Here is a 21,210-nt window from a genome sequence, read left to right on the forward strand (position 1 = left end):
TTGGTCGGTCTCTGCAGGTCGTCGGCCGCCCGGATGGTCACTCCAGGCGATAGAGGCGGGTCGCGGTGCCGGCGAAGATCATCGCGCGCGCCTCCTCCGGCAGGTGGGCGGTGGCGTCCTGATGGGCGCGGAGGAGCGTGCCGGCGTCGGTCCAGAGCCTCTCGATGGGGAAGTTGGTGCCGAACAGGCAGCGGTCCGGGCCGAACAGCGCGACGGTCTCGCGGGTGATGAAGGCGACGAGGTCCGGGTCGACCCGGTGCACGAAGGTGCCGAAGGCGGAGAGCTTGGCGGCGACGTTCGGCCGGGCGGCGAGGAGGGCCATGCCGCCCCGCCACGCGGCGCGGCCGGCCTCCGACAGGTCCTCCAGCATGCCGGCGTGCTGCAGGACGAAGGGCACGTCCGGGCAGGCGTCGGCGAGGTCGGCGGCGCCGGCCATCTGGGGGGCGAAGACCTGGAGATCGAAGCTCCAGCCGTAGTCGGCGAGGCGGGCGACGTTGGCCTGGACGACCGGGTCGCGGGCGAGATCCGGGCCGGCGGCGAAGCGGTATTGCGGGTTCTCGTGCCAGTGGAGCTGCATGCGCACGCCGCGGACGAGCGGATGGCGGGCGAGGCGGTCGAGCGCAGGCCGCGCGTCCGGGACGGTCATGTCCGCGTAGGCCACGATGGCGTGGGGCCAGCCGGTCTCGGCGGCGACGGAGGAGACCCAGGCGGCTTCGTCCTCGAACCGGTCCTTCGCCCAGTTGGCCTGGACGTAGACCGACTTGCCGATGCCGAGGCCGGCGATGTCGGCGAGATACTCGGCCATCGGGTAGTCGCGGCGGATCGGCTCGTAGGGGCCGAAGATGCGCGGCTGCATGGGGCCGAGGAGCCAGGGCAGGTCCGCCTGCCGCCAGACGTGGTGGTGGGCGTCGACGACGGTCATGCGGCGCTCCGGGCTAGCGAAAGGACGTGGGCGCAGAGCCGCTCGGTGGAGGAGCCGTCGGCGAGGGTGTCGACGAGCGGCAGGACGGCCTTGAGGGCGCGGGTCTCGGGCCGGTAGCCGGGATCGGCGGCCAGCGGCGTCAGCCAGGAGATGGACCAGGCCCGCCGCGACAGGCGCGTGACCGCGTCCACCATGGCGGCGGGATCGCCGCGCTCCAGGCCGTCGGAGAGCACGAGGGTGACGGCGCCCCGGGCGAAGCCGGCGAAGCGCGGGACGGCCAGGAAGGCCCGCAGGGCGTCGCCGATGCGCGTGCCGCCGTCCCAGTCGGACACGATGGCGGCGGCGGCGACCAGGGCCTGGTCGGCGTTCCGCAGGCGCATGGCCCGGGTGAGGCGGGTGAGGCGGGTGCCGAAGGTGAAGACCTCGATCCGGTCCACCGCGCGGGCGAGCGCGTGGGCGAAGCGCAGGTGCGCCTCCGTGCGGGCCTTCATGGAGCCGGACACGTCGATGAGGACGAGGACGGGCCGCTGGCGCTTGCGCCGGCGGCGGGCGAAGAGGCGCGGCGCCTCGCCGTCCGTGCGGGCCGCCTGGCGGAGGGTGCGGCGAAGGTCCGGCAGGCCGCCCCGGCGGGCGGCCCGGCGGCGGTAGCCGCGCCGGCGCGGCAGGGCGGCCGGGGCGGCGCGGGCGAGGCGGCGCAGGCTGTCCGCCTCGGTCTCGCCGGCGAAGCGGCGGCGGGACAGGACCTCGGCGGCGGTGGCGGCCTCGCCGGAGGGGTTCTCCTCGCCGCTGTCCGGGTGGAGGAGGCCGTCGTCCTCGTCGTCCTGGACGCGCAGCTCGTCGTCCGCCTCGGCGTCGGCCGGACGGTCGGCGGCCTCGCCGAGGAAGACGGCGTCGAAGAGGGCGTCGAAGGCGGCGCGGCGCTCCGGCGGCGGGGCGAGGAGCGCGTGGGCGGCGGCGCGCACGTCGGCGACGGAGCGGGGGCCGAGGAGATCGACGGCGGCGAGGAAGCCGGTGACCTGCTCGGGCGCGACCGGAAAGGCGTTGTCCCGGAGGACCCGCGGGAAGCGGAGGAAGGGGCGGAGCGGGCGGGGAAGGGCGGTCATCCGACCGCCTCCGCCAGGATCTGGTCGAGCCGCGGGGCGATGTAGGCGAGGTCCTCCTCGTCCTTGAGGGCGACCCCGATGGCGCGCCGGAAGGCGACGGGCCAGGGGGAGCCGCGCTCGGCGAGGAGCGTGGCGGCCTCGGCCCAGTCGACCGTCTCGGCGACGCCGGGCGGCTTGACCAGCGGCTCGCGGCGCAGGCGCGCCACGGCGGCGACCACGGCCCTGGCGGTCGCCTCGGCGATGCCGGGGGCGCGCAGCATGACGATCTCGGCCTCGCGGGCCGGATCCGGATAGTCGATCCAGTGGTAGACGCAGCGGCGGCGGAGCGCCTCGTGGAGCTCGCGCGTGCGGTTGGAGGTGAGGATGACCACCGGCCGCTCGTAGGCCTTGAGGGTGCCGCGCTCCGGGATGGAGATCGTGAAGTCGGAGAGGAATTCCAGAAGGAAGGCCTCGAACTCGTGGTCGGCACGGTCGATCTCGTCGATGAGGAGGACGAGGTGTTCGGGCGCCCGGAGGGCGGCCAGCATGGGGCGCTCGATCAGGAACTCGTCCTTCCAGACGTCGACCGGCTTGTCGCCGGCCTGGCGGATGGCGAGCATCTGGCGGGGATAGTTCCACTCGTAGAGGGCCGCCGACGCGTCGATGCCCTCGTAGCACTGGAGGCGGATGAGGCCGCGGCCGAGAATGCCGGAGATCGCCTTGGCGGCCTCCGTCTTGCCGACGCCGGGCGCGCCCTCCAGGAGCAGCGGCTTGCCGAGCGCGAGGGCGAGGTAGGCGGCGGTGGCGAGGCGGTCGTCGGCGACGTAGTAGGCGGCGCGGAGCGCGCGCTCCAGCGCCTCCGGCCCGTCGATCCCGACGATTTCCCGGCGCATCGCCATGGCGTCACCGGCCCGCGCGGTGCTGCGGCCGGGCGCCGCCCTGGGCCTTCAGGGCCCGGAGCACCTTCTCCGGCGTGATCGGCAGCGTGTCCATGCGGACGCCGACCGCGTCGAAGATGGCGTTGGCGACGGCCGGGATGACCGGGTTGGCGCACATCTCGCCGGGGCCCTTGCCGCCGTAGGGGCCGTCCGGCGCGGGGCGCTCCAGGACGGCGATGTCGTGGGGCGCGATGTCGCCGGGGCCGGGCATCAGGTATTCGACGAAGTCGCGGCCGCCGGCCTTCGGGTCCGGATAGTAGGGCTCCGGCGTCTCGTAAAGCGCGTGGCTGACGCCCATCCAGGCGCCGCCGACCAGCTGCTGCTCCACCATGCGCGGGTTGAGGGCGCGGCCGAGCTCGTAGGCGCTGTCGAGGCGGACGACGGTGACGACGCCGGTCTCGTCGTCGACCTCCACCTCCGCCACCATGGCGGCGTGGGCGTAGCAGGTGGCGGGCGACATCTCGCCGGTCTCCGGATCGACCGGCGACAGCGGCACCAGGAAGATGCCCCGGCCCGCGATGGTGCGGCCCTGCTTGAACTGGCCGGCCTGGGCGGCCTCCTTGACGGTGATGGACTTGCCCGGCGCGCCGCGGACCCGGATGGTGCCGCGGCCGTCGGTCTCCAGATCGCCCGGATCCACCTCCAACTCCTCGGCGGCGGCCTCCAGGAGCACGCCGCGTGCCTCCCTGGCGGCGGCGAGCACCGCGTTGCCGGCCCGGTGGGTGCCCCGGGAGGCGAACGAGCCCATGCAGTGCGGGCCGGTGTCGCTGTCGGCGGTGTCCACGAAGACGTCCTCGATCGGGATGCCGAGGGTTTCGGCGCAGATCTGGCGCGTCACCTGCTTCATGCCCTGGCCGAGGTCGATGGACGAGAGCGCGACGGTGAACTTGCCGGACGGGTTGGAGTGGACGAGCGCCTGGCTCGGGTCTCCGCCGAGGTTCATGCCGATGGGGTAGTTGATCGAGGCCATGCCTCGGCCGCGGTGCCTGGACATGTCAGCGCCTCCTGGTGCCGAAGACGGAGGAGAAGCGGGTGGTGCCGGGGCCCGGCGCGGCCGGCGGGGGCGGCTCGCGGCGGTCGGCCGGCTCGGGCGGCGGCGGCGCGGGCGGCTGGGACGAGGCCGGCCGGGGCATCGGCGCAGGGGGCGGGGGCGGCATGGCGAACCGCTCCTGGAAGGGCGTCGCCGGCGGGGACGCGGCCGGGCGGTCCCATGACGAGGCGGGCGGCGGGGCGACGGACGGCGTGTAGGTCGAGCCGCCGGCGGTGCGCTTCGGCGGGCTCGTGTCCTTCGGCGTCGGCGGGATGCGGGCGCGCTCGCCGCCGCCGCCGGTGCGGCTGGAGGCGCGCCGGAACTCCTCCCGGATCGGCCAACGGGCCTTCTCGGCGGCGACCTGGACGCATTCGACGAGGGCGGTGTTCTTGGCCTCGCGCCGGTGGGCCTTCATGTCGCCGTCCCGGTAGGCGTTGAGGATGCGGAACTCCATCGGGTCCATGCCGGCGAGGGCCGCGAGCTTGTCCATCTGGCATTCGAGCGCGAAATCGACGCCCGTGACGCCGAAGCCCCGCATGGCGGTGGCCGGCGTGCGGTTGGTGAAGACGCAGTAGAAGTCGCCGTGGACGGCCGGGATGGTGTAGGGGCCGGGCACGTGGGCGGCGCATTTCACCGCCCCGTAGCTGGTGAGCCGGGTGTAGGCGCCGCTGTCGAACCAGACCGTGACCTTGCGGGCGACGATGCGGCCGTCGCGCATCAGGCCGTCCTTGATGACGATGCGTTCGCCCGACCGGGGGCCGCCGAACTGCATCTCCTCCTCGCGGCCGAGCACGTAGCGCACGGGACGGCCGGTCAGCATGGCGCCCAGGATGGCGAGCGGCTCGGTGAGGCTGTCCACCTTGCCGCCGAAGCCGCCGCCGGCGGTGCCGCCGACGAAGTGGAGCGCGTTGGACTCCACGTCGAGGATCTTGGCGCAGGTGTCGAGCGAGAAGAAGAGGCCCTGGGTCGGCGTGTAGACGACGAAGCGGCCGTTGGTCTCCGGCGCGGCGATCGACCCGTTGGTCTCGGTCGGGGCCTGCTCGATGGGCGACATCTGGTAGCGCTGCTCCAGCACGTGGTCGGCGGAGCGGAAGCCGGCCTCCACGTCGCCGAAGCGGACGCGCTGGTGGTCGAAGCGGTCGTGGTACTCGAAGGCGTTGCCGGGGTAGACGTCGTTGACCGTCGGCGCGCCGGGCTTCAGGGCCTCCTCCACGTCGAACACGGCGGGAAGCGGGTCGTAGTCGACCCGGACCCTGGCGAGGGCCTCGTGGGCGAGGCGTTCGCTGTCCGCCACCACGGCGACGATCGGTTCGCCGCGATAGCGCACCTTGGTGGTGGCGAGCGACGGCTCGTCGTCCTTGCCGAAGCCGATCAGGCCGAGGAGCGTGTTGAGGTTGCGCGGCACGTCCGCGCCCCGGATCACCCGCCGCACGCCGGGCGACCGCTCGGCCTGGGACACGTCGATATGGCGGATGCGGGCGTGGTGGTGCGGGCTGCGCAGCACCTTCAGGTGGCCCATGCCGGCCATCTTGTGATCGTCGAAGAAGGTCGTGGTGCCGGTGACGTGGCCGAGCATGTCCTGGCGCTGCACGCCCTTGCCGATGACGTCGAGGTCGTCGCGGCGCTCGTCGGCGAAATAGTCCTTGCGGAATTCCAGCATGGTGCGCGCCCTCAGTAGCGCCGCGCCGAGGCGGCGGCGGCGAGGATGGCCTCGATGATCGGCTCGTAGCCGGTGCAGCGGCAGATGTTGCCGGCGATGGCCTCCACCACCTCCTCCCGGGACGGCCGGGGATTGCGGTCGAGAAGGGCCTTCGCGGCCATGATCATGCCCGGGGTGCAGAAGCCGCACTGGGCGGCGAAATGCTCCATGAAGGCGGACTGCAGCGGGTGGAGGTCCGGCCCGCGCCTCAGGCCGGCGAGCGTTTCCACCCGGGCGCCCTCGCAGGCCTCCGCGAGGGTGATGCAGGCGAGGCGCGGCTCGCCTTCCACGATCACCGTGCAGGCGCCGCAGGCGCCCTGGCCGCAGCCGAACTTCGGCGTCACGTCGCCGACGCCGTCGCGAAGGGCGGTGAGAAGGTTGTCGCCGCCGTCGACGAAGACGGCGACGGGCTGGTCGTTCAACCGGAACTGGACGGGTGTCTTCATGGGGCGGGATCCGGCTCAGTCCGGTTCGTTGAGGAGGAGGCGGCGGAGGTAGACGGGCGCCACCTCGCGCCGGTACCAGGCGCTCGCGATGGCGTCGTCGGCCGGGTCGGTCCCCTCCGCGGCGGCGGCGAGGGCGGCGGCGACGCCGTCCCGGTCGAGGCTGCGGCCTTCCAGGGCGCGTTCGACCGCGCGGGCGCGGATCGGCGTCGGCGCCATCGCCCCGTAGGCGACGCGGGCCTTGCCGATCCGCCCGCCGGAGGTGGGCAGGTGGGCCGCGATGGTGAGGACCGCCGCGCCCTTCGGCTTGACGCGCGACACCTTGCGGAAGCGGAAGGCGTCGGCGCTCTCCGGCCGGAGGATGCTGACCGACACGACCACGCCGCGAAGGTCGCGGCCGCGCTGGGCGAACAGGTCGCCGAGCGGCATCTCGCGCCGGCTGGCGCCCTGCTGGAGGGTGGCGACGCCGTCGAGGGCGAGCAGCGCGGTGGCGAGATCGCCGTAGGGCGACGGCGCGAAGAGGTTGCCGCCGACGGTGCCGGCGGCGCGCACGGCGGGGCCGCCGATGAGGCGGGCGGCGCCGTGCAGGAAGGCGAGGTCCCGCTCCGCCTGGATCTGCGCGATGGTGACGGCGGCGCCGATCTCGATGCGCGAGCCGGCGGTGCGGATGGCGCGCGCCGGCTCGGTGGTGCGCACGAGGGTCTCGAACGCGACGGAGCCCTCGTTGACGTCGCGCATCAGGAGCGTGCCGCCGCCGAGGAAGCGGGCGGCGCGGTTGCCGGCGACGAGGTCGGCCGCCTCCGCAAAGGTCGCCGTGGTCTTGACCGTGATCGGCATGGGGGCGTCGGAACCTCTAGGCCGGAGTGGACAGCGTGGTCTGGAGCGCCTGGAAACCGGCGCCGATGATGTCGTCGCCGACGAGGCGGATCATCGCCGCCTCCTCGCCCGGGCGCGTGTCGAAGCGCATCTCGAAGGACCAGAAGCTGCGGTCGCCGTCGGTGACGGGCAGGAGGCGGACGTGGGCGACGCAGTTGAAGAGCGGGATGGGGGTGTCGAGAAGGCACCAGGAGGCGGTCTGCTCCAGGTCCGAAAGGGCGATCAGCTGCTCGCGGAGCTCCGTCCCGTCGGCGAGACGCAGGCGGCGGACGGCGCCGACCCGGTCGGCCGGCTGGCCGCGCTCGATGACGCTCGCCGCCACCAGGGGCTGCCAGCGGTCGTGGCCGTTGAAATCGCGCAGCACCGCCCAGGCGCGGTCGACCGGCGCGGACAGGATGGTGGAGCGGGCGACCTTCGGCATGACGCGTCAGCCTCCGAAGTGCCGTTTCAGGCTGTCGAGGCCGCCCTGGAAGATGCCGCCGCCGAACGTCGCCATCAGGTCGGCCTCCCGCTCGGGCGCGCAGCCGAACTCGGCGGTCCACTCGATGAAGGTGCGGTCGCCGTCGGTGACGGGCGTGAGGCGGAGCGTCGCCACGTAGTCGGTGACCGGCAGGGCGGAGTCCAGGATCGAATAGGTGACGAAGAGCTCGAAGTCGGACAGGCCGAGGAGCTTCTCGCGCACCCGCTCGCCGTTGCGCAGGCGGAAGTCGCGCACGCAGCCGATGCGGTCGGCGGGCTCGCCGTCCTCGATGCGGGATTCCGCGATGGCCGGGTGCCAGGACGGCAGGCCGTTGAAGTCGCGGACACGGGCCCAGACCCGGGCGGGCGGCGCCGCGACGACGGTGGAGACGTAGACGCGCGGCATGGGATCAGGCCTTTTCCTGCTTCTCGATCCGGGGAGCGGCTTCCTTGGCGACGCGCTGGAGATCGCTCGCCTCGCGGATGAGGCCGCCCATCTTGGCGAGGCTGCCGCCCTCGATGCCGATCTCCTTCAGGATGCCGTCGATGAGGGGCGCCTGCATGCGGTAGCGCAGCGCGCTGTCGATGACGTCGTCCGTGGGCGTGCGCGCCGCCCCGGCGGCGGCGCCGCCGGTGAGCCCGTCCACCTGCAGGATGTTGATGCCGGAGATCTTCTCCATGGGCTTGACGCTCTCGCGGACGATGCCCTCGACCTTGTCGAGGAGCTTGCGCCGGAACATGCCGAGGCGGGCCTCCTGGGTGAGGCTGTTCTCCGTCTCGTAGAGGAGGCGCTGGGCCTCCGCCTCCACGGCGGCGCGGATGCGCTGGGCCTCGGCGGCGATGCGGGTCTCCTCGGCGGCCATCTCGGCGAGGAGGACCTCCACCTTCTTGCGCCGGGCGGCGGCTTCCGTGTCGCGCACGGTGGCGACGCGCTCCTCCGCCTCCGCCGCGCGGGCGCGGGCGATCTCGGCCGCCTCCTTGGCGGCGGATTCGCGCAAGGACGCCTCGTAGAGGACGATGGCCTTCTCCATGAAGGCGGCCTCGATCGCCTTCTCGCGCTCGATCTCCAGCCGCTTCAGGTCGCGGTCGCGGTGGACGCGGGCCTCGTCGAGGCCGCGCTCGGCGGCGAGGCGGGCGCGCTCCACATCCTCGCGGGCGGCGATCTGGGCCTCCTGGAGCGCCTGGTCGCGGGCGATCTCCAGCTGTTCCAGGCTGCGGCGGCGCTCCAGCCGGGCGGCCTCGACCGACTGGTCGCGGGCGACCTCCACCTTCTCGATGGCCTCGCGGGCGACGATCTCCGCCTCGCGGACCTGCCGGTCCGCCTCGGTCCGCTCGACGCGCTTGGCGGCGACGCGGATGACGCGGTCCTCCTCGGCGAGCTCCAGGCTGCGCTTCAGCCCGATGCCGAGCACCTCGCGGGCCTCCTCGGCGGCGACGCGCTCGCGCTCCACCGCGAGGTCGGCGGCGATGCGCTCGGCCGCGACGGTGCGCTCCTGGCCGATGCGGGCGGCCTCCACGGCGCCGCGGGCGGCGATCTCCGCCTCCTCGATGGCGCGGTTGCGGCCGATCTCCAGGTCGCGGGCGGTCCGGTCGGCGGCGATGCGTTCGGCCGTGAGGGCGGTCTCCTGGGCGATGCGCTGGCGCTCGGTGGTCTCGCGGGCGGCGATGTCGGCCTCCTCGACGGCGAGATTGCGGGCGATCTCGCGGCGGCGGATCTCCTCCTCGTTGGCGATGCGGGCGGCGGCGACCGCCTGCTCCTGGGCGATGCGGGCGCGCTCGGTCGCCTCGCGGGCGGCGATCTCGGCCGCCTCCACGGTGCGGGTGCGCTCGATCTCGCGCCGGCGGGTCTCCTCCTCGACGGCGATGCGGGCGGTGGTGACGGCCTGCTCCTGGGTGATGCGGGCCTTCTCGGTCGCCTCGCGGGCGGCGATCTCGGCCTCCTCCAGGGCGCGGGCGCGCTCGATCTCGCGCCGGCGGGTCTCCTCCTCGACGGCGATGCGGGCGGCGGTGAGCGCCTGCTCCTGGGCGATGCGGGCCTTCTCGGTGGCCTCGCGGGCGGCGATCTCGGCGGCGGCGACCGCCTGCTCGCGGTCGATCTCGCGGGCGCGGAGCTCCCGGTCGGCGGCGATGCGGGCCTGGGCGATCGCGTGCTCGTTGGCGATGCGGGTCTTCTCGATCTCCTCCCGGGCGGCGATCTGGGCGCGCTCCGCCTCGGTGTCGCGCAGCGCCCGCTCGCGGGCGAGGTCGGCGCGCTGCTGGGCGCGGCGGATCTCCACGTCCTGCTCCTGGTCGAGGCGCGCGGCCTCGCTCTCCCGCTCGATCTGGAGCGCCTGCTTCTCGGCCTCCAGGTTGCGGGTGCGGATGCGGATCATGGAGTCCTGCTCGATGTCGTTGCGCAGCTTGCGCCGCTCCTCGATCTCCTGAATCAGCCGGGTGAGGCCTTCCGCGTCGAACCGGTTGGACGGGTTGAAGTACTGGAGGTCGGTCTGGTCGAGGTCCGTGATGGCGACGGATTCCAGCTCCAGGCCGTTCTGCGCCAGGGCGGAGGCGGCCGCCTCCTTGACCCGGCGCACATAGTCGCCGCGCTGCTCGTGCATCTCCTCCATGGTCATCTCGGAGGCGACGGAGCGGAGCGCCGAGACGAACTTGCCGGACAGGAGCGCGTGCAGCCGCTCCGGCTCCAGGGTGCGGCGGCCGAGGGTGGAGGCGGCGATGGACACGGCCTCCCGGACGGCGGCGACGCGGACGTAGAAGTCGGCCTCGATGTCGACGCGCATGCGGTCCTTGGTGATGAGCGCGTCCTCCCGGGCCCGCACCACCGCCATCTGCAGCACGTTCATGTTCACCGGCGTGATCTCGTGCACGAAGGGCAGCACGAACGCGCCGCCGTCGATGACGACCCGCTCGCCGAAGAAGCCGGTGCGCACGAAGGCCACCTCCTTGGAGGAGCGGTGGTAGAGCCAGTTCACCAGCCAGACCACGATGGCGACGACCACCACGGCGATGATCAGCCAGAGGATCAGCGCTCCGATCATTTGACCCGTCATGGACCTCTCCCTGCCGGCGCCGCCTCCCCGCGGGCCGTTCTTGCGAGCGTTGGACGATCGGCGCGCGTCATGGCGGCGCCGCCCGGCGGGGCCGGCCGCGCCCGCCCTGAAGGCCGCGCACGGCCGTCGCGACGGCGGCGGCGAAGGCCGGGTCGTCGATGAAATGGGGCAGGCGCTGCAGGCGGCGGTTCGCGGTCTGGCGAAGGCCGGCCTCCAGAGCCTGAACGAGCGCCGCGTCGGCGGCCGGGTCGGCGAGCGGGCCGCCGGGACGGCCCTCCGGCGACAGGCCCGCCTCCGGCCAGAGGAGGCGCACCGGGCCGTCGCACCGGTTGAGGCGATCGGCGAGGGCCCGGCCGATCTCGGCGGCCTCGGCGGGGCCGAGGCGGACGAGGGTGACGGCGGGCCCGTGGGCCAGCGTCCGGCGGCCGGCGAGGTGGGCCGGCACGGTCTCGGGCGGGCCGAAGGCGAGGACGTCGAGGCCGCCGGGCGCGATCACGGCGGGGACGCGGGCGCGCACGAGGGCGCCGAGGCGGTCCTCCGCGCCGGCGGCGCCCGCGACGAGGTGCGCGGCGAGGTCGCCGAGGGCGAGGTCGACGACGCCGGCGAGCTGGCCGCCGTCGGCGAGCTTCTCCAGGGCGCGGGCCCCGGCCGGGGCCGGGAAGGCGAGGCAGTCGAACTCGGCGCGCAGGAGGCCCGTCACCGCCTCGGCGACGGCGGCGGTGGCGGGCGAGACCGTGATGCCGACCGCCGGCAGGTCCGGCCGGCCGGCGCGGCCCCGGCGCGCGGCCTTGAGGGCCTCCGCGCGCGCCGACACCATGCCGGCGACCGCCTCGGCGGCGTTGGCGAGCACCTGGCGGGAGACCGCGTTGAGGCCGGCGACGTCGGTGACGGAGGGCAGCATCATGATGTCGGCCGGGCCGACATAGGCGGCGACGTCGCCGGACGCCACCGTGGAGACGATGAGCTTGGGCACCCCGACCGGCAGGGTGCGGAGCGCCGGCGCCACCATGCGGGCGCCGCAGGCGCCGCCCGCCGCGAGGACGCCGGCGATGCCGGCCTGGCGCCGGATCCAGGCCTCGAAGGCGTCCGCCATGGCGGGGACGGCGGTGGCCCTGTCGCCGGTGAAGACGCCGGCGGCGCCCCGGCGGTGATAGGCGGCGACCTGGTGGGGCGGCACGTCCGCCGAGGACGGCCGTCCGCAGGTGGACAGGTCCACGAGGCGGGTGCGATGGCCGTGGCCGCGCAGGATGTCGACCAGGAAGCGCAGCTCCTCGGCCTTGGTGTCGAGGGTGCCGACGACGAGCACGACCGGCTCGCCGGCGGGCGACAGGGCGTGGAGCTCGACCCCGGCGGCCGGCACGCCCGGGCGCGCCTCCACGGGCGTGACCGTGCGGGCGGCGGCCTCGATGCGGGCGACCGGCACGGGCTGGGACCAGCGGGTGGGGATGGTGGGGTTGGAGACCCAGACGCGGACGGGGCCCTTCGGCCGGGACGTCGGCGCGGCGGCGGGCACGCCGGTGAAAACGGACGCGTCGTCCGCGGTCTCCGGCGCGGCGCCCGGGCGGCCGACGCCGAGGAGGCGCTGCTGCAGCTCCCGGTCTGCCGACAGGGCGGCGGACGGCATGGTGCGGTTGACCCGGCCGTTGATCATGATGGCGACGCTGTCGGCGACGGCGGTGGCGACGCCGATGTTCTGCTCGATGATGAGGACCGACAGGCCGCCCGTCTCGGCGAGCCCGGTGAGAAGGTCCTCCACGTGGGCGACGATCACCGGCGCGAGGCCTTCCGTCGGCTCGTCCATGACGAGGAGCTTGGGGTCGAGGAGGAGCGCGCGCGAGATGGCGAGCATCTGCTGCTCGCCGCCGGAGAGCTGGTTGCCCCGGTTGGACTTGCGCTCGCCGAGCCGGGGGAAGGTGTCGTAGACGCGCTCCACCGACCAGGCGCCGCGCCGGTTCGCCTGGGTGAGGCGCAGGTGCTCGTCGACGGTGAGCGACGGCCACAGGCGCCGGCCCTGGGGCACGTAGCCGATGCCGAGGCGCGCGATGGCGGCCGGGTCCATGCCGGCGATGTCGCGGCCGAGGAAGCGGATGGAGCCGGAGGCGGCGCGCTGGAGGCCCACGATGGTGCGGCAGAGGGTGGTCTTGCCCATGCCGTTGCGGCCGACGACCGAGAGGGTGCCGGCCGGAAGCGTCAGGTCGACGCCGTGGAGGGCCTGGGCGGCGCCGTAGAAGACGTTGAGGCCGCGGATCTCCAGGACGGGCGTGCCGGGGCGGGCTGCGTCAGCCATGGCCGCCTCCGAGGTAGAGGTCCTGGACCTCCGGGTCGTCCTCGATCTCCTGGGGCGCGCCCTCTTTGAAGATCCGGCCGTTGTGCATCATCGTGACGCTCTCCACCACGCGGAGCGCCACGTCCATGTCGTGCTCGATGATGACGTAGCCGATGTGCCTGGGGAGGGCGGTGAGGATCTCCACCAGTTCGGACCGCTCCGTCGGCGAGAGGCCGGCGGCCGGCTCGTCGAAGAGGACGAAGCGCGGCGCGCCGGCGAGCGCGAGGGCGATCTCCAGCTGGCGCTGCTGACCGTAGGCGAGCTCGCCGACGAGCCGGTCGCGGACGCCGGTGAGATGGACCGCCTCCACGAGGCTCTCGGCGGCGGCCCGGATCGCGTCGCCGCGCCGGGGGCGCAGGAGCGAGAAGCGGCCCCGCGAGACGCCCCGGCAGGCGAGGTAGACGTTGTCGACGACCGTGAGGCCCTTGAAAAGGAGCGAAATCTGGTAGGTGCGGCGCAGGCCCCGGCGGATCCGCTCGTGCGGCGGAAAGCTTGTGATGTCCTCGCCGAAGAACCGGATGGTGCCGGAGGTGGGCAGGAAGTCGCCGGTGATGCAGTTGAAGAGCGTGGTCTTGCCGGCGCCGTTCGACCCGAGCACCGCCCGCCGCTCGCCGGGGCGGACCGAGATGGTGACGTCCGTGAGGGCCGCGAGCGCGCCGAACAGGCGCGTGATGCCGCGCAGCTCCAGGGCGTTGGCGGTGCCGGTGGCGGACAGGCGTTCGGCGACGGACGACATCAGCGATGCCCTCCGGACGGCTTGGCGGCGGGCCGGCGCCGGTCGCGCCAGCGCCGCCAGAGACCGACGAGGCCGTCCGGCGAGGCGAGCACGACGACCAGGAAGGCGACGCCGACCAGGAGGTTGAACCGGGTGCTCTCGAACCCGAAAGCGGAGAAGACGTCGAGCGCGAAGGTGCGCAGGAGCGCGTAGAGGAGGGCGCCGAGGAAGGGGCCGATCGGGTGGCCGAGGCCGCCGACCACCGCGATCACCAGGATGTCGATGACGGCCGGAATGCCGGCGGTGCCGGGCGAGATCTGGCCGTTCTGCCAGGTAAGCAGGATGCCGGCGACGCCCGCGATGAAGCTCGCCACCGCGTAGGCGGCGATGCGGTGGGCGGTGACGTTGTAGCCGATCGCCGCCATGCGGCGGGCGTTGTCGCGGATGCCCTGGAGGGCGAGGCCGAAGGGCGCCCGGCCGACATAGACGACGAAGAGATAGCTCGCGGCCGCGAGGGCGAGGGTCAGGTAGTAGAAGGGGACGGGCGCGCGCCAGTCGACGCCGAAGGCGACCGGCGCCCGGATGCCGTTGAACCCCCGCTGGCCGTTGAAGATCTCGTAGTTCTGGAGCGCGAAGTAGAAGAAGGCCGCCGAGATCGCGAGCGTGATCATGATGGTGTAGATGCCGGCCGTGCGCACGGCGAGCGCCCCGACGACGACGCCGAAGAGGGTGGCGATCGACAGCGCGATGGGCACGGCGATCCACCACGGCAGGCCGAGGCTGATCTCGGCCACGGACGAGGTGCCGAACACGGCGGCCATGTAGCCGGCGAGCGCCGCGATGGTCATCTGGGCGAGCGAGACCATGCCGCCGTAGCCGCCGAGGAACATCAGGCTGAGCGCGATCATGCCGAGGATGAAGCTCCAGCCGAAGATCTGCACGAGCACGAAGTCGCCCGCCATGGCGGGCATGAACAGGAGGAGGAAGCCGAGGATCCACCAGGCCGGGTGGACGGCGGACAGCCACGCCGGCAGGCCGGAGGCGGAGGGCGCGGCGGCGGCGGCGGGCGCGGGGACGGGGATGTCGGTCATGCGCGCCCCATCAGGCCCTGCGGCCGGAAGGCCAGCACCGCCACCATGATCAGGAAGGTGAGCGCCACCGCGTAGGTGGGCGCGTAGACCGAGCCGAGCTGTTCGGCGAGGCCGATGATGAGCGCCCCGAGGGCCGCGCCGGGGATCGACCCCATGCCGCCGACGATGACCACGATGAGCGAGACGAGGAGGAAGCGGCTGTCCTCGCCGGGCGCGAGCGACTGGAAGGTGCCGCCGACGACGCCCGCCACGCCGGCGAGGCCGGCCCCGAAGGCGAACACCAGCATGAAGAGGATCGGCACCCGGACCGCGATGGCGGAGAGCATGTCGCGGTCGTCGACGCCGGCGCGCACCATCATGCCGAGCCGCGTGCGGTTGAGGACCAGCCACATGGCGACGCCGAGCACCACCGAGGCGGCGAAGATGACAAGGCGGACGATCGGATAGGTGAGCCAGACGGTGTCGCCGTTGGACTTCACCGAGGAGATCAGCGGCAGCTGGGTGGCGCCGCCGAGGGCGGCGGGCGCGGCGATCTGGTAGAAGCCGCCGCCCCAGAGCCAGAGCATCACGTCGGCGGCCACGATGGAGATGCCGATGGTCACCAGGGTCTGGCGGAGGTCCTGGCCCTCCATGCGGCGGAAGATGAACCACTGCAGGAGGAGGCCGAGGAAGGCCGTGACCAGGAAGGCGGCCACGAAGGAGAGGAGCCAGGAGCCGGTGGCCTCCACGGTCTCGTAGGCCACGTAGCCGCCGACGAGATAGAGGCTGCCGTGGGCGAGGTTGACGTTGCGCATCAGCCCGAAGATGAGCGTGAAGCCGCTCGCCACCAGGAAATAGAGGCCGCCGAGGGTGATGCCGTTGAGGACGGCGTTGAGGAAGACCTTCTTGCGGCCGAACACCGCCTCGAACCCCTGGGGCCAGGGCGCCAGCACCAGCCAGGCGAACAGCACCACGGCGAGCGCCACGAGGGCGATCCGCCAGCCGGCCAGGGATCGGCTCACGGACCACCTCCCGGCCGGAGAACGCCCCCGGGGCGTGTCTCAGTCTGCGGCCTCCCACGCGCCATGAACCGGTTTCCTCGGGTTCGTCCGACCGAACCGCCCGGAGGCGGCGACGGCTGTCGTCTGGTCGGAATGAGTGTAGTCGGGCGGCTCCCGCGTCCGCATACCCAGACGTCTCAATTCGTGGCTCCCGCGGATGCGGGGCCGAACCGCCGGAGCCGGCCGCGACGCCGGCCCGCCGGGCCGGCCTCAGTGGAGGATCTGGAGCGCGTTCCTGTAGTCGGACGGGGAGATGCCGGAGTTGAGCGCGAAGAAGCGCGAAAAGGACGATTGGGACGCGAAGCCGAGGTCGAGGCCGATCTCGGTGATCGGCTTGCCGGTGCCGCAGAGTTCCTGGAGCGCGCGCTCCATGCGCAGGATGTTGTAGTAGAGCTTCGGCGTCATGCCGGTCTGGTCGCGGAACAGGCGGTAGAAGTTCGGGCGCGACATGCCGGACGCGCGGGCGACGAACTCCAGGTCCATGTCGCTGCCCCGGTGCTCGGACAGGAGCTTGATCGCCTTGCGGACGCGGAAGTCGAACGCGACCGGGCGGCCGGCGGGGACGGCGCCGATGCGCGCGTTGGTCTGCTCGGCGACGAGGCCGACGAGCTCGAACACCAGGCCCTCGAAGAGGAGCGGCGACTTCGCGTCGGCCATGGAGGCGAGCAGCCGGTCGATGGCGCGCTCGATGGTGTTGGTCTGGACCACATGCCGGCGGCCGAAGTGGAGCGGGCCGACCGACGGGCCGCCGAACGCCTCCCACCAGGCGGTGTCGATATAGAGGGTGAGCGACCGCTGGCCCTCGAACCGCGCGGGCGGGGCGTAGTCGTGCGGTTCCCAGGCGTTGCAGGCGACGCCGTGGTCGGGGCACAGGGTGACGGGGGCCTTGGAGATGGTGAGCGGGGCCGGCTGGCCGCGGATGTGGAAGACGATCTGCGCTTCACGATGGGCGTGGGTGACGTATCCGCGATCGAGATCATAGAGATTGACGCGACCGAACCGCCCGTGCGTCACGGACAACGCCTTGTTCATGACCGAGCCTCCCGTTCCGGTCTTCAGCGCCGGTTTTCCCGATTACTTCATCTTCCGCAGGACTTTGCAAGGTTCATTGCACTGCAATAGAAGACGGCCGCGGTTGCGAAACCGCGGCCGTCTCTGCTTCGCCCCCCGTTGATCGTTTCGGCTCAATACTCCGTCTTGCACTCCGGCGTGTCGCGGGAGGGCATGCCGATCTCCTTCAGCTTGTCGATCGACATGCCGCCGCCCTGGCGCACGCCGTGGACGACGCTGACCATCTTGTTGATGAGGTTGCCCTCCGGCCCCTCCACCACCTCGGTGATGAAGGTGGAGCCGATCGCCTGGCGGTTCTCGTCGAGGGTGATCTTGCCGTTCGGGGCCGCGACCTCGACCTTGGCGAGGGCCTCGCGGAACTTGGCCTGGCCGTCCGAGAGATCGCCGCCGACGGCCTCCAGGGCCTGGTTCACCGCCATGACGTTGACGTAGTAGGCGGTGGCCGACAGGGACGGGGTCGGGAAGCGGGCCTCGGCGGGATAGCTGTCCTGATAGAGCTTCACCCATTCCTGCCACTTCGGGTCGTTCCAGTCGTCGGCCTGCGGGCCGCCGGTCGGGGTGCCGATGAGGGCCTGCTTGGCCTCGCCCTTGGAGGAGAGGACCGTCTGGTCGACCAGGATGGTGCCGCCGATCAGCTTGGCGTCGCCGCCGGCCTGCTGGTACTGGGTGAGGAAGTTGACCGCGTCGGCGCCGCCGAGGCCGACGAAGATGGCGTCCACGTCGTCCGGCAGGTTGGCGATGACGGAGGAGAAGTCCTTGGTGCCGAGCGGCACCCACTGGCGGTCCACCACCTCGCCGCCGGAGCGGCAGAAGCCCATGACGATGCCGTAGACCTGGGTGTAGGGGAAGGAATAGTCCTCCGCCAGGGTGGCGATCCGGCGGTAGCCCTTCTCCTTGTAGACATACTCGCCGACGCCGGCCATCCACTGGGCGGCGTCCTCGTTGAAGCGGAAGAAGTTGGGCGACGGGTCGACGACGGTCGCCTCCATGGCGCTGGCGACGCCGTTGACGAACGTCTTGTCCGGATGGGACTTGGAATATTCCTTGAGGGCGATGCCCTCGTCGCCGGAGAGGGGGCCGATCAGGATGTCGACGCCGTCCTGCTCGACGAGCTTGCGCGCGGCCCGGAGCGCGCTGTCCGGGGTGGCGTCGGACGAGGCGTAGACCACCTCCACGTCCTTGCCGGCCATCTTGTTGCCGAGCTGCTTCAGGGCGATGTCGAAGCCGCGCTTGCCGTCCTCGCCGAGGGCCGTGAGCGGCCCTTCCAGCGTGGCCAGGAAGCCGAGCTTGATCGTCTCGGCCATGGCCGAGCCCGACGCGAGCAGGCTGGCGAGCAGCACGGCAGCCGATACCGAAGTCCTCATCATCTGGTGTTCCTCCCTCACGGCCCTTGAGACCTCCGCCGGCCGGCCGTTCGCGGCGGATTTTCAGGGGACGGTCGCGGCGCCATGCCCCTCCCGGCGGCGCCCTCCGGCTGCGACCTCGCCCCTGAGGCCGAGTGTGTCCGACCTCGGCCGCGCGCTGTACTGCCGCGGGCGGGGTCGCCATGACCGGGAGTCTCAAATTCGAAAGGGAGAAGGTCCGCGAGGTCCGCTCCGGGCGGCCCTCGCGGACGGGCTCAGGGCCGCTGCGCCCCAGTGGCGGCCACGTAGACGGCGAAGAGGTTCTTGTTGGCGGTGACGAACAGCCGGTTGCGGGCCGGGCCGCCGAAGGTGACGTTGGCGACCGGGCCGGGCAGGCGGATCTTGCCGAGGAGCTCGCCCTCGGGCGAGAAGCAGTGGACGCCGTCGCCGGCGCTCGTCCAGAGATGGCCGGCCGTGTCGACCCGGAAGCCGTCCGGCACGCCGGCGTCGATCACGGCGTGGACCCGGCCGCCGGAGAGTGAGCCGTCCGGGCCGACGTCGAAGGCGCGGATGTGGCGGGGCGCGTCCGGGTCGTGGCTGGCGCCGCTGTCGGCGACGAAGAGGACGCTCTCGTCGGGCGAGAAGGCGAGGCCGTTCGGCTGCAGGAAGTCGGTCACGACGGCGCGGATGTCGCCGGTCGCCGGATCGACCCGGTAGACGTTGCGGGTCGGCTGCTCCGGTTCGGCCTTGAAGCCCTCGTAGTCGGACATGATCCCGTAGGTGGGATCGGTGAACCAGATGGTGCCGTCGGAGCGGACCACCACGTCGTTCGGCGCGTTCAGCCGCCGGCCCTCGAAGCGGTCGGCGATGACGGTGATCGAGCCGTCGTGCTCCGTGCGGGTGACGCGCCGGCCGCCGTGCTCGCAGGTGACGAGCCGCCCCTCCCGGTCGCGGGTGTTGCCGTTGGCGAAGTTGCTGTCGGCCCGGAACACCGAGACGCCGAGGTCCGGCACCCAGCGCAGGGTGCGCCGGTTCGGGATGTCGTTGAAGAGGAGGAACTGGCCGTCGGCGAACCACACCGGCCCCTCCGCCCAGCGGCAGCCGGAAAAGAGGAGGTCCGCCTCCGTGTGCGGCACGACGAGGTCGCGGAACCGCCTGTCCAGCACCTCGTAAAGCGTATCGGACCCCATGGACGTGCCCCCCTAGCGCCGGCCGGCCGTCTTGCCGCCGGCGAGCGTGATGACTGCGATGATGATGACGCCCGTCGCGATCAGCCGCACCCCGGCGCCGACGCCGAACGTGTTGAGCATGGTGACGAGCAGGTAGAGGAAGAGCGACGCGCCCCAGATGCCGGGCACGTTGCTGTCGCCGCCCGACACGGACGAGCCGCCGATCACCACCACGGCGATGGAGGCGAGGAGATATTCCTCGCCCATGTTGAGGGACGCCCCGCCGGAGAAGGCGGCGAGTAGCGCGCCGCAGAAGCCCGCGAGGGCGGCCGAGAGCACGTAGGTGGCGAAGCGCGTGCGGCCGACCGAGATGCCGGCGAGCTCCGCCGCCCGGGGGTTCTGGCCGACGGCGGTGACGGCGCGGCCGTAGAGCGTGCGGTGGAGCACGAAGCCGAGCACGACCGCCAGCGCCAGCACCACGAGGGCGAGGAGCGGCACGCCGAGGACGTGCGACTGGACGAGGCCGGAGAGGAGCGGCGGCGGCTTGATCTTCAGCCCGCGGCCGTACGCGATGGCGATCGACTGGATGATGAAGCTCGCCGACAGGGTGGCGATGATCGGTGGGATCTGGAGCGTGCGGATCAGGAGGTAGTTGAACGCCCCGATCAGCACGCCGCAGCCGACGGCGGCGAGGATGCCCGGCAGGATCATGGCGTCGGACCCGTCCATCAGGATCATGGCGAGCGCGCCGGAGAGGGCGATGTTGGCCGGGATCGACAGGTCCACGTTGCCGGGGCCGGTGGTGATGACGAACATCTGGCCGATGCCGACGATCACGAAGAAGGCCGAGAAGGTGAGCGCGACGGAGAGGATCTGTCCGGCGCCCTGGCCGCCGGTGAACGCGATGGTGGCGATCCAGACGGCGAACGCGCCGAGGAAGGACCAGATCCACGGCCGGGCGGCGACCCGGGACAGGGGAGAGCGGCGCGGGGCCGCGATCGTGTTCATGCGGCCCGCGCCTCCGCCCGGTTCACGAGGGCGCGGAGCGCCAGCACCACGATGAGGATGGCCCCTTGGGCGCCGATCTGCCAGTCGGGCGAGATCCTGAGGAAGGAGAGGAGCGAGCCGGCGAGCGCCAGGGTGAGCGCGCCGAGGACCGCCCCGATGGGCGACACGCGGCCGCCGACGAACTCGCCGCCGCCGAGGATGACGCCCGCGATGGAGAGGAGGGTGTAGCGGAGCGCGATGTTGGCGTCGGCCGAGGTGGTCATGCCCACGAGGGTGAGGCCGGCGAGGACGCCGAACAGGCCCGCGAGGGCGTAGAGCGCCACCTTGGCGGTGAGCTGCGACCAGCCGGCCCGCGCGATCGCCTGCGGGTTGCCGCCCGATCCGCGCAGGACCGCCCCGTAGGCCGAGCCCATCAGGGCCCCGTGGACCGCGAGGGCGAGGACCGCGCTCGCCAGGATGGCGAAGGGCACGACGGGCGTCTTCAGCTTGACGATCGACACCAGCCAGTCCGGCGCGGTGCCGCCGGGCGTCGGCAGGAGGAGGACCGAGCAGCCGAGCCAGACGAAGGACATGCCGAGGGTGACGACGATCGACGGCAGGTTGCGGAGATGGATGAGGGCGCCGACGGCCGCGTAGACCAGGATGCAGCCGAGGAGGACGAGGACGCCGAAGGCGGGGCTCTCGGCGAGCCAGGTGGCGCCGACGCAGGCGCAGAAGGACACGAACGAGCCGATCGAGAGATCGAGGTCGTTGACCGTGATGACGCAGAGCTGCGCCATGGTGGCGAAGGCGATGGGCAGCGCGAGGTTCAGCATGAGGTTGAGGCCGAAGTAGCTCATGGCGCGCGGCTGCACGATCGCGATGGCGATCAGAAGCGCGGCGAGCGACAGGGCCGGCAGGAGGGCGCGGAGGGTGCGGGGGCTCATGGGCATGCTCCGCGCCGTGCGGCGA

General features: G+C 72.7%; 19 protein-coding genes. All 19 read right to left on the reverse strand.

The window, feature by feature from the left end; translation table 11 throughout:
• Positions 1 to 37: 37 nt before the first annotated feature.
• Entirely contained in the window at positions 38 to 922 is an 885-nt protein-coding gene (locus tag HND91_RS10295) for an amidohydrolase family protein (RefSeq protein WP_181706490.1), read from the reverse strand.
• Positions 919 to 2,025 carry a VWA domain-containing protein gene (locus tag HND91_RS10300; protein ID WP_181706491.1) on the reverse strand — a complete coding sequence of 369 codons (1,107 nt, stop codon included), beginning with the start codon at positions 2,023 to 2,025 and terminating at the stop codon, positions 919 to 921. The genes HND91_RS10295 and HND91_RS10300 overlap by 4 nt, the downstream gene beginning before the upstream one ends.
• Complete coding sequence (locus tag HND91_RS10305) at positions 2,022 to 2,903, reverse strand: AAA family ATPase (RefSeq protein ID WP_181706492.1); 882 nt, start codon at positions 2,901 to 2,903, stop codon at positions 2,022 to 2,024. Before HND91_RS10305 ends, HND91_RS10300 begins: the two co-directional genes overlap by 4 nt.
• A gap of 4 nt (positions 2,904 to 2,907) precedes the next feature.
• Positions 2,908 to 3,936, reverse strand: a complete 1,029-nt coding sequence (locus HND91_RS10310; RefSeq protein ID WP_181706493.1) for a xanthine dehydrogenase family protein molybdopterin-binding subunit — start codon at positions 3,934 to 3,936, stop codon at positions 2,908 to 2,910.
• A gap of 1 nt (position 3,937) precedes the next feature.
• A complete protein-coding gene (locus HND91_RS10315) occupies positions 3,938 to 5,632 on the reverse strand; it encodes a xanthine dehydrogenase family protein molybdopterin-binding subunit (RefSeq protein ID WP_181706494.1) in 1,695 nt (564 codons plus the stop codon).
• 11 nt (positions 5,633 to 5,643) lie between these two features.
• Positions 5,644 to 6,117 carry a (2Fe-2S)-binding protein gene (locus tag HND91_RS10320; RefSeq protein ID WP_181706495.1) on the reverse strand — a complete coding sequence of 158 codons (474 nt, stop codon included), beginning with the start codon at positions 6,115 to 6,117 and terminating at the stop codon, positions 5,644 to 5,646.
• A gap of 15 nt (positions 6,118 to 6,132) precedes the next feature.
• A complete protein-coding gene (locus tag HND91_RS10325) occupies positions 6,133 to 6,951 on the reverse strand; it encodes an FAD binding domain-containing protein (protein ID WP_181706496.1) in 819 nt (272 codons plus the stop codon).
• Between the two features lie 16 nt (positions 6,952 to 6,967).
• On the reverse strand, positions 6,968 to 7,411 hold the full coding sequence (locus tag HND91_RS10330; protein ID WP_181706497.1) for an SRPBCC family protein: 444 nt from the start codon (positions 7,409 to 7,411) through the stop codon (positions 6,968 to 6,970).
• Between the two features lie 6 nt (positions 7,412 to 7,417).
• A complete protein-coding gene (locus tag HND91_RS10335) occupies positions 7,418 to 7,855 on the reverse strand; it encodes an SRPBCC family protein (protein ID WP_181706498.1) in 438 nt (145 codons plus the stop codon).
• A 4-nt stretch (positions 7,856 to 7,859) separates the two neighbouring features.
• Positions 7,860 to 10,496: a flotillin family protein gene (locus HND91_RS10340; RefSeq protein WP_181706499.1), complete on the reverse strand. Its 2,637-nt coding sequence runs from the start codon at positions 10,494 to 10,496 to the stop codon at positions 7,860 to 7,862.
• A gap of 67 nt (positions 10,497 to 10,563) precedes the next feature.
• Positions 10,564 to 12,783, reverse strand: coding sequence for a Tm-1-like ATP-binding domain-containing protein (locus HND91_RS10345; protein WP_181706500.1), 2,220 nt, complete (start codon positions 12,781 to 12,783; stop codon positions 10,564 to 10,566).
• Complete coding sequence (locus tag HND91_RS10350) at positions 12,776 to 13,558, reverse strand: ABC transporter ATP-binding protein (RefSeq protein WP_181706501.1); 783 nt, start codon at positions 13,556 to 13,558, stop codon at positions 12,776 to 12,778. Before HND91_RS10350 ends, HND91_RS10345 begins: the two co-directional genes overlap by 8 nt.
• Positions 13,558 to 14,628, reverse strand: a complete 1,071-nt coding sequence (locus HND91_RS10355; protein WP_181706502.1) for a branched-chain amino acid ABC transporter permease — start codon at positions 14,626 to 14,628, stop codon at positions 13,558 to 13,560. Before HND91_RS10355 ends, HND91_RS10350 begins: the two co-directional genes overlap by 1 nt.
• Positions 14,625 to 15,629 carry an ABC transporter permease subunit gene (locus HND91_RS10360; protein ID WP_181706503.1) on the reverse strand — a complete coding sequence of 335 codons (1,005 nt, stop codon included), beginning with the start codon at positions 15,627 to 15,629 and terminating at the stop codon, positions 14,625 to 14,627. Before HND91_RS10360 ends, HND91_RS10355 begins: the two co-directional genes overlap by 4 nt.
• Before the next feature lie 249 nt (positions 15,630 to 15,878).
• On the reverse strand, positions 15,879 to 16,700 hold the full coding sequence (locus HND91_RS10365; protein WP_181706504.1) for an AraC family transcriptional regulator: 822 nt from the start codon (positions 16,698 to 16,700) through the stop codon (positions 15,879 to 15,881).
• Positions 16,701 to 16,852: 152 nt separating this feature from the next.
• A complete protein-coding gene (locus tag HND91_RS10370) occupies positions 16,853 to 18,106 on the reverse strand; it encodes an ABC transporter substrate-binding protein (protein ID WP_181706505.1) in 1,254 nt (417 codons plus the stop codon).
• Between the two features lie 251 nt (positions 18,107 to 18,357).
• Entirely contained in the window at positions 18,358 to 19,272 is a 915-nt protein-coding gene (locus tag HND91_RS10375) for an SMP-30/gluconolactonase/LRE family protein (RefSeq protein WP_181706506.1), read from the reverse strand.
• A 12-nt stretch (positions 19,273 to 19,284) separates the two neighbouring features.
• Positions 19,285 to 20,259 (reverse strand): ABC transporter permease, encoded by a 975-nt coding sequence (locus HND91_RS10380; protein WP_181706507.1) that lies wholly within the window; start codon positions 20,257 to 20,259, stop codon positions 19,285 to 19,287.
• Positions 20,256 to 21,191, reverse strand: a complete 936-nt coding sequence (locus HND91_RS10385) for an ABC transporter permease (protein ID WP_181706508.1) — start codon at positions 21,189 to 21,191, stop codon at positions 20,256 to 20,258. The genes HND91_RS10380 and HND91_RS10385 overlap by 4 nt, the downstream gene beginning before the upstream one ends.
• Between the last annotated feature and the right edge of the window lie 19 nt (positions 21,192 to 21,210).

The organism is Chthonobacter rhizosphaerae (assembly GCF_013839525.1).
In the GTDB taxonomy this organism is placed as follows: domain Bacteria; phylum Pseudomonadota; class Alphaproteobacteria; order Rhizobiales; family Pleomorphomonadaceae; genus Chthonobacter; species Chthonobacter rhizosphaerae.

What these genes read in the sequence shown, in the direction of transcription:
- HND91_RS10300 (WP_181706491.1), bottom strand. Translation starts at nt 2,025, where the DNA reads ATGACCGCCCTTCCCCGCCCGCTCCGCCCCTTCCTCCGCTTCCCGCGG.
- HND91_RS10330 (WP_181706497.1), bottom strand. Translation starts at nt 7,411, where the DNA reads ATGCCGAAGGTCGCCCGCTCCACCATCCTGTCCGCGCCGGTCGACCGC.
- HND91_RS10375 (WP_181706506.1), bottom strand. Translation starts at nt 19,272, where the DNA reads ATGGGGTCCGATACGCTTTACGAGGTGCTGGACAGGCGGTTCCGCGAC.
- HND91_RS10320 (WP_181706495.1), bottom strand. Translation starts at nt 6,117, where the DNA reads ATGAAGACACCCGTCCAGTTCCGGTTGAACGACCAGCCCGTCGCCGTC.
- HND91_RS10385 (WP_181706508.1), bottom strand. Translation starts at nt 21,191, where the DNA reads ATGCCCATGAGCCCCCGCACCCTCCGCGCCCTCCTGCCGGCCCTGTCG.
- HND91_RS10345 (WP_181706500.1), bottom strand. Translation starts at nt 12,783, where the DNA reads ATGGCTGACGCAGCCCGCCCCGGCACGCCCGTCCTGGAGATCCGCGGC.
- HND91_RS10380 (WP_181706507.1), bottom strand. Translation starts at nt 20,259, where the DNA reads ATGAACACGATCGCGGCCCCGCGCCGCTCTCCCCTGTCCCGGGTCGCC.
- HND91_RS10325 (WP_181706496.1), bottom strand. Translation starts at nt 6,951, where the DNA reads ATGCCGATCACGGTCAAGACCACGGCGACCTTTGCGGAGGCGGCCGAC.
- HND91_RS10295 (WP_181706490.1), bottom strand. Translation starts at nt 922, where the DNA reads ATGACCGTCGTCGACGCCCACCACCACGTCTGGCGGCAGGCGGACCTG.
- HND91_RS10370 (WP_181706505.1), bottom strand. Translation starts at nt 18,106, where the DNA reads ATGATGAGGACTTCGGTATCGGCTGCCGTGCTGCTCGCCAGCCTGCTC.
- HND91_RS10310 (WP_181706493.1), bottom strand. Translation starts at nt 3,936, where the DNA reads ATGTCCAGGCACCGCGGCCGAGGCATGGCCTCGATCAACTACCCCATC.
- HND91_RS10365 (WP_181706504.1), bottom strand. Translation starts at nt 16,700, where the DNA reads ATGAACAAGGCGTTGTCCGTGACGCACGGGCGGTTCGGTCGCGTCAAT.
- HND91_RS10340 (WP_181706499.1), bottom strand. Translation starts at nt 10,496, where the DNA reads ATGACGGGTCAAATGATCGGAGCGCTGATCCTCTGGCTGATCATCGCC.
- HND91_RS10315 (WP_181706494.1), bottom strand. Translation starts at nt 5,632, where the DNA reads ATGCTGGAATTCCGCAAGGACTATTTCGCCGACGAGCGCCGCGACGAC.
- HND91_RS10305 (WP_181706492.1), bottom strand. Translation starts at nt 2,903, where the DNA reads ATGGCGATGCGCCGGGAAATCGTCGGGATCGACGGGCCGGAGGCGCTG.
- HND91_RS10355 (WP_181706502.1), bottom strand. Translation starts at nt 14,628, where the DNA reads ATGACCGACATCCCCGTCCCCGCGCCCGCCGCCGCCGCCGCGCCCTCC.
- HND91_RS10350 (WP_181706501.1), bottom strand. Translation starts at nt 13,558, where the DNA reads ATGTCGTCCGTCGCCGAACGCCTGTCCGCCACCGGCACCGCCAACGCC.
- HND91_RS10335 (WP_181706498.1), bottom strand. Translation starts at nt 7,855, where the DNA reads ATGCCGCGCGTCTACGTCTCCACCGTCGTCGCGGCGCCGCCCGCCCGG.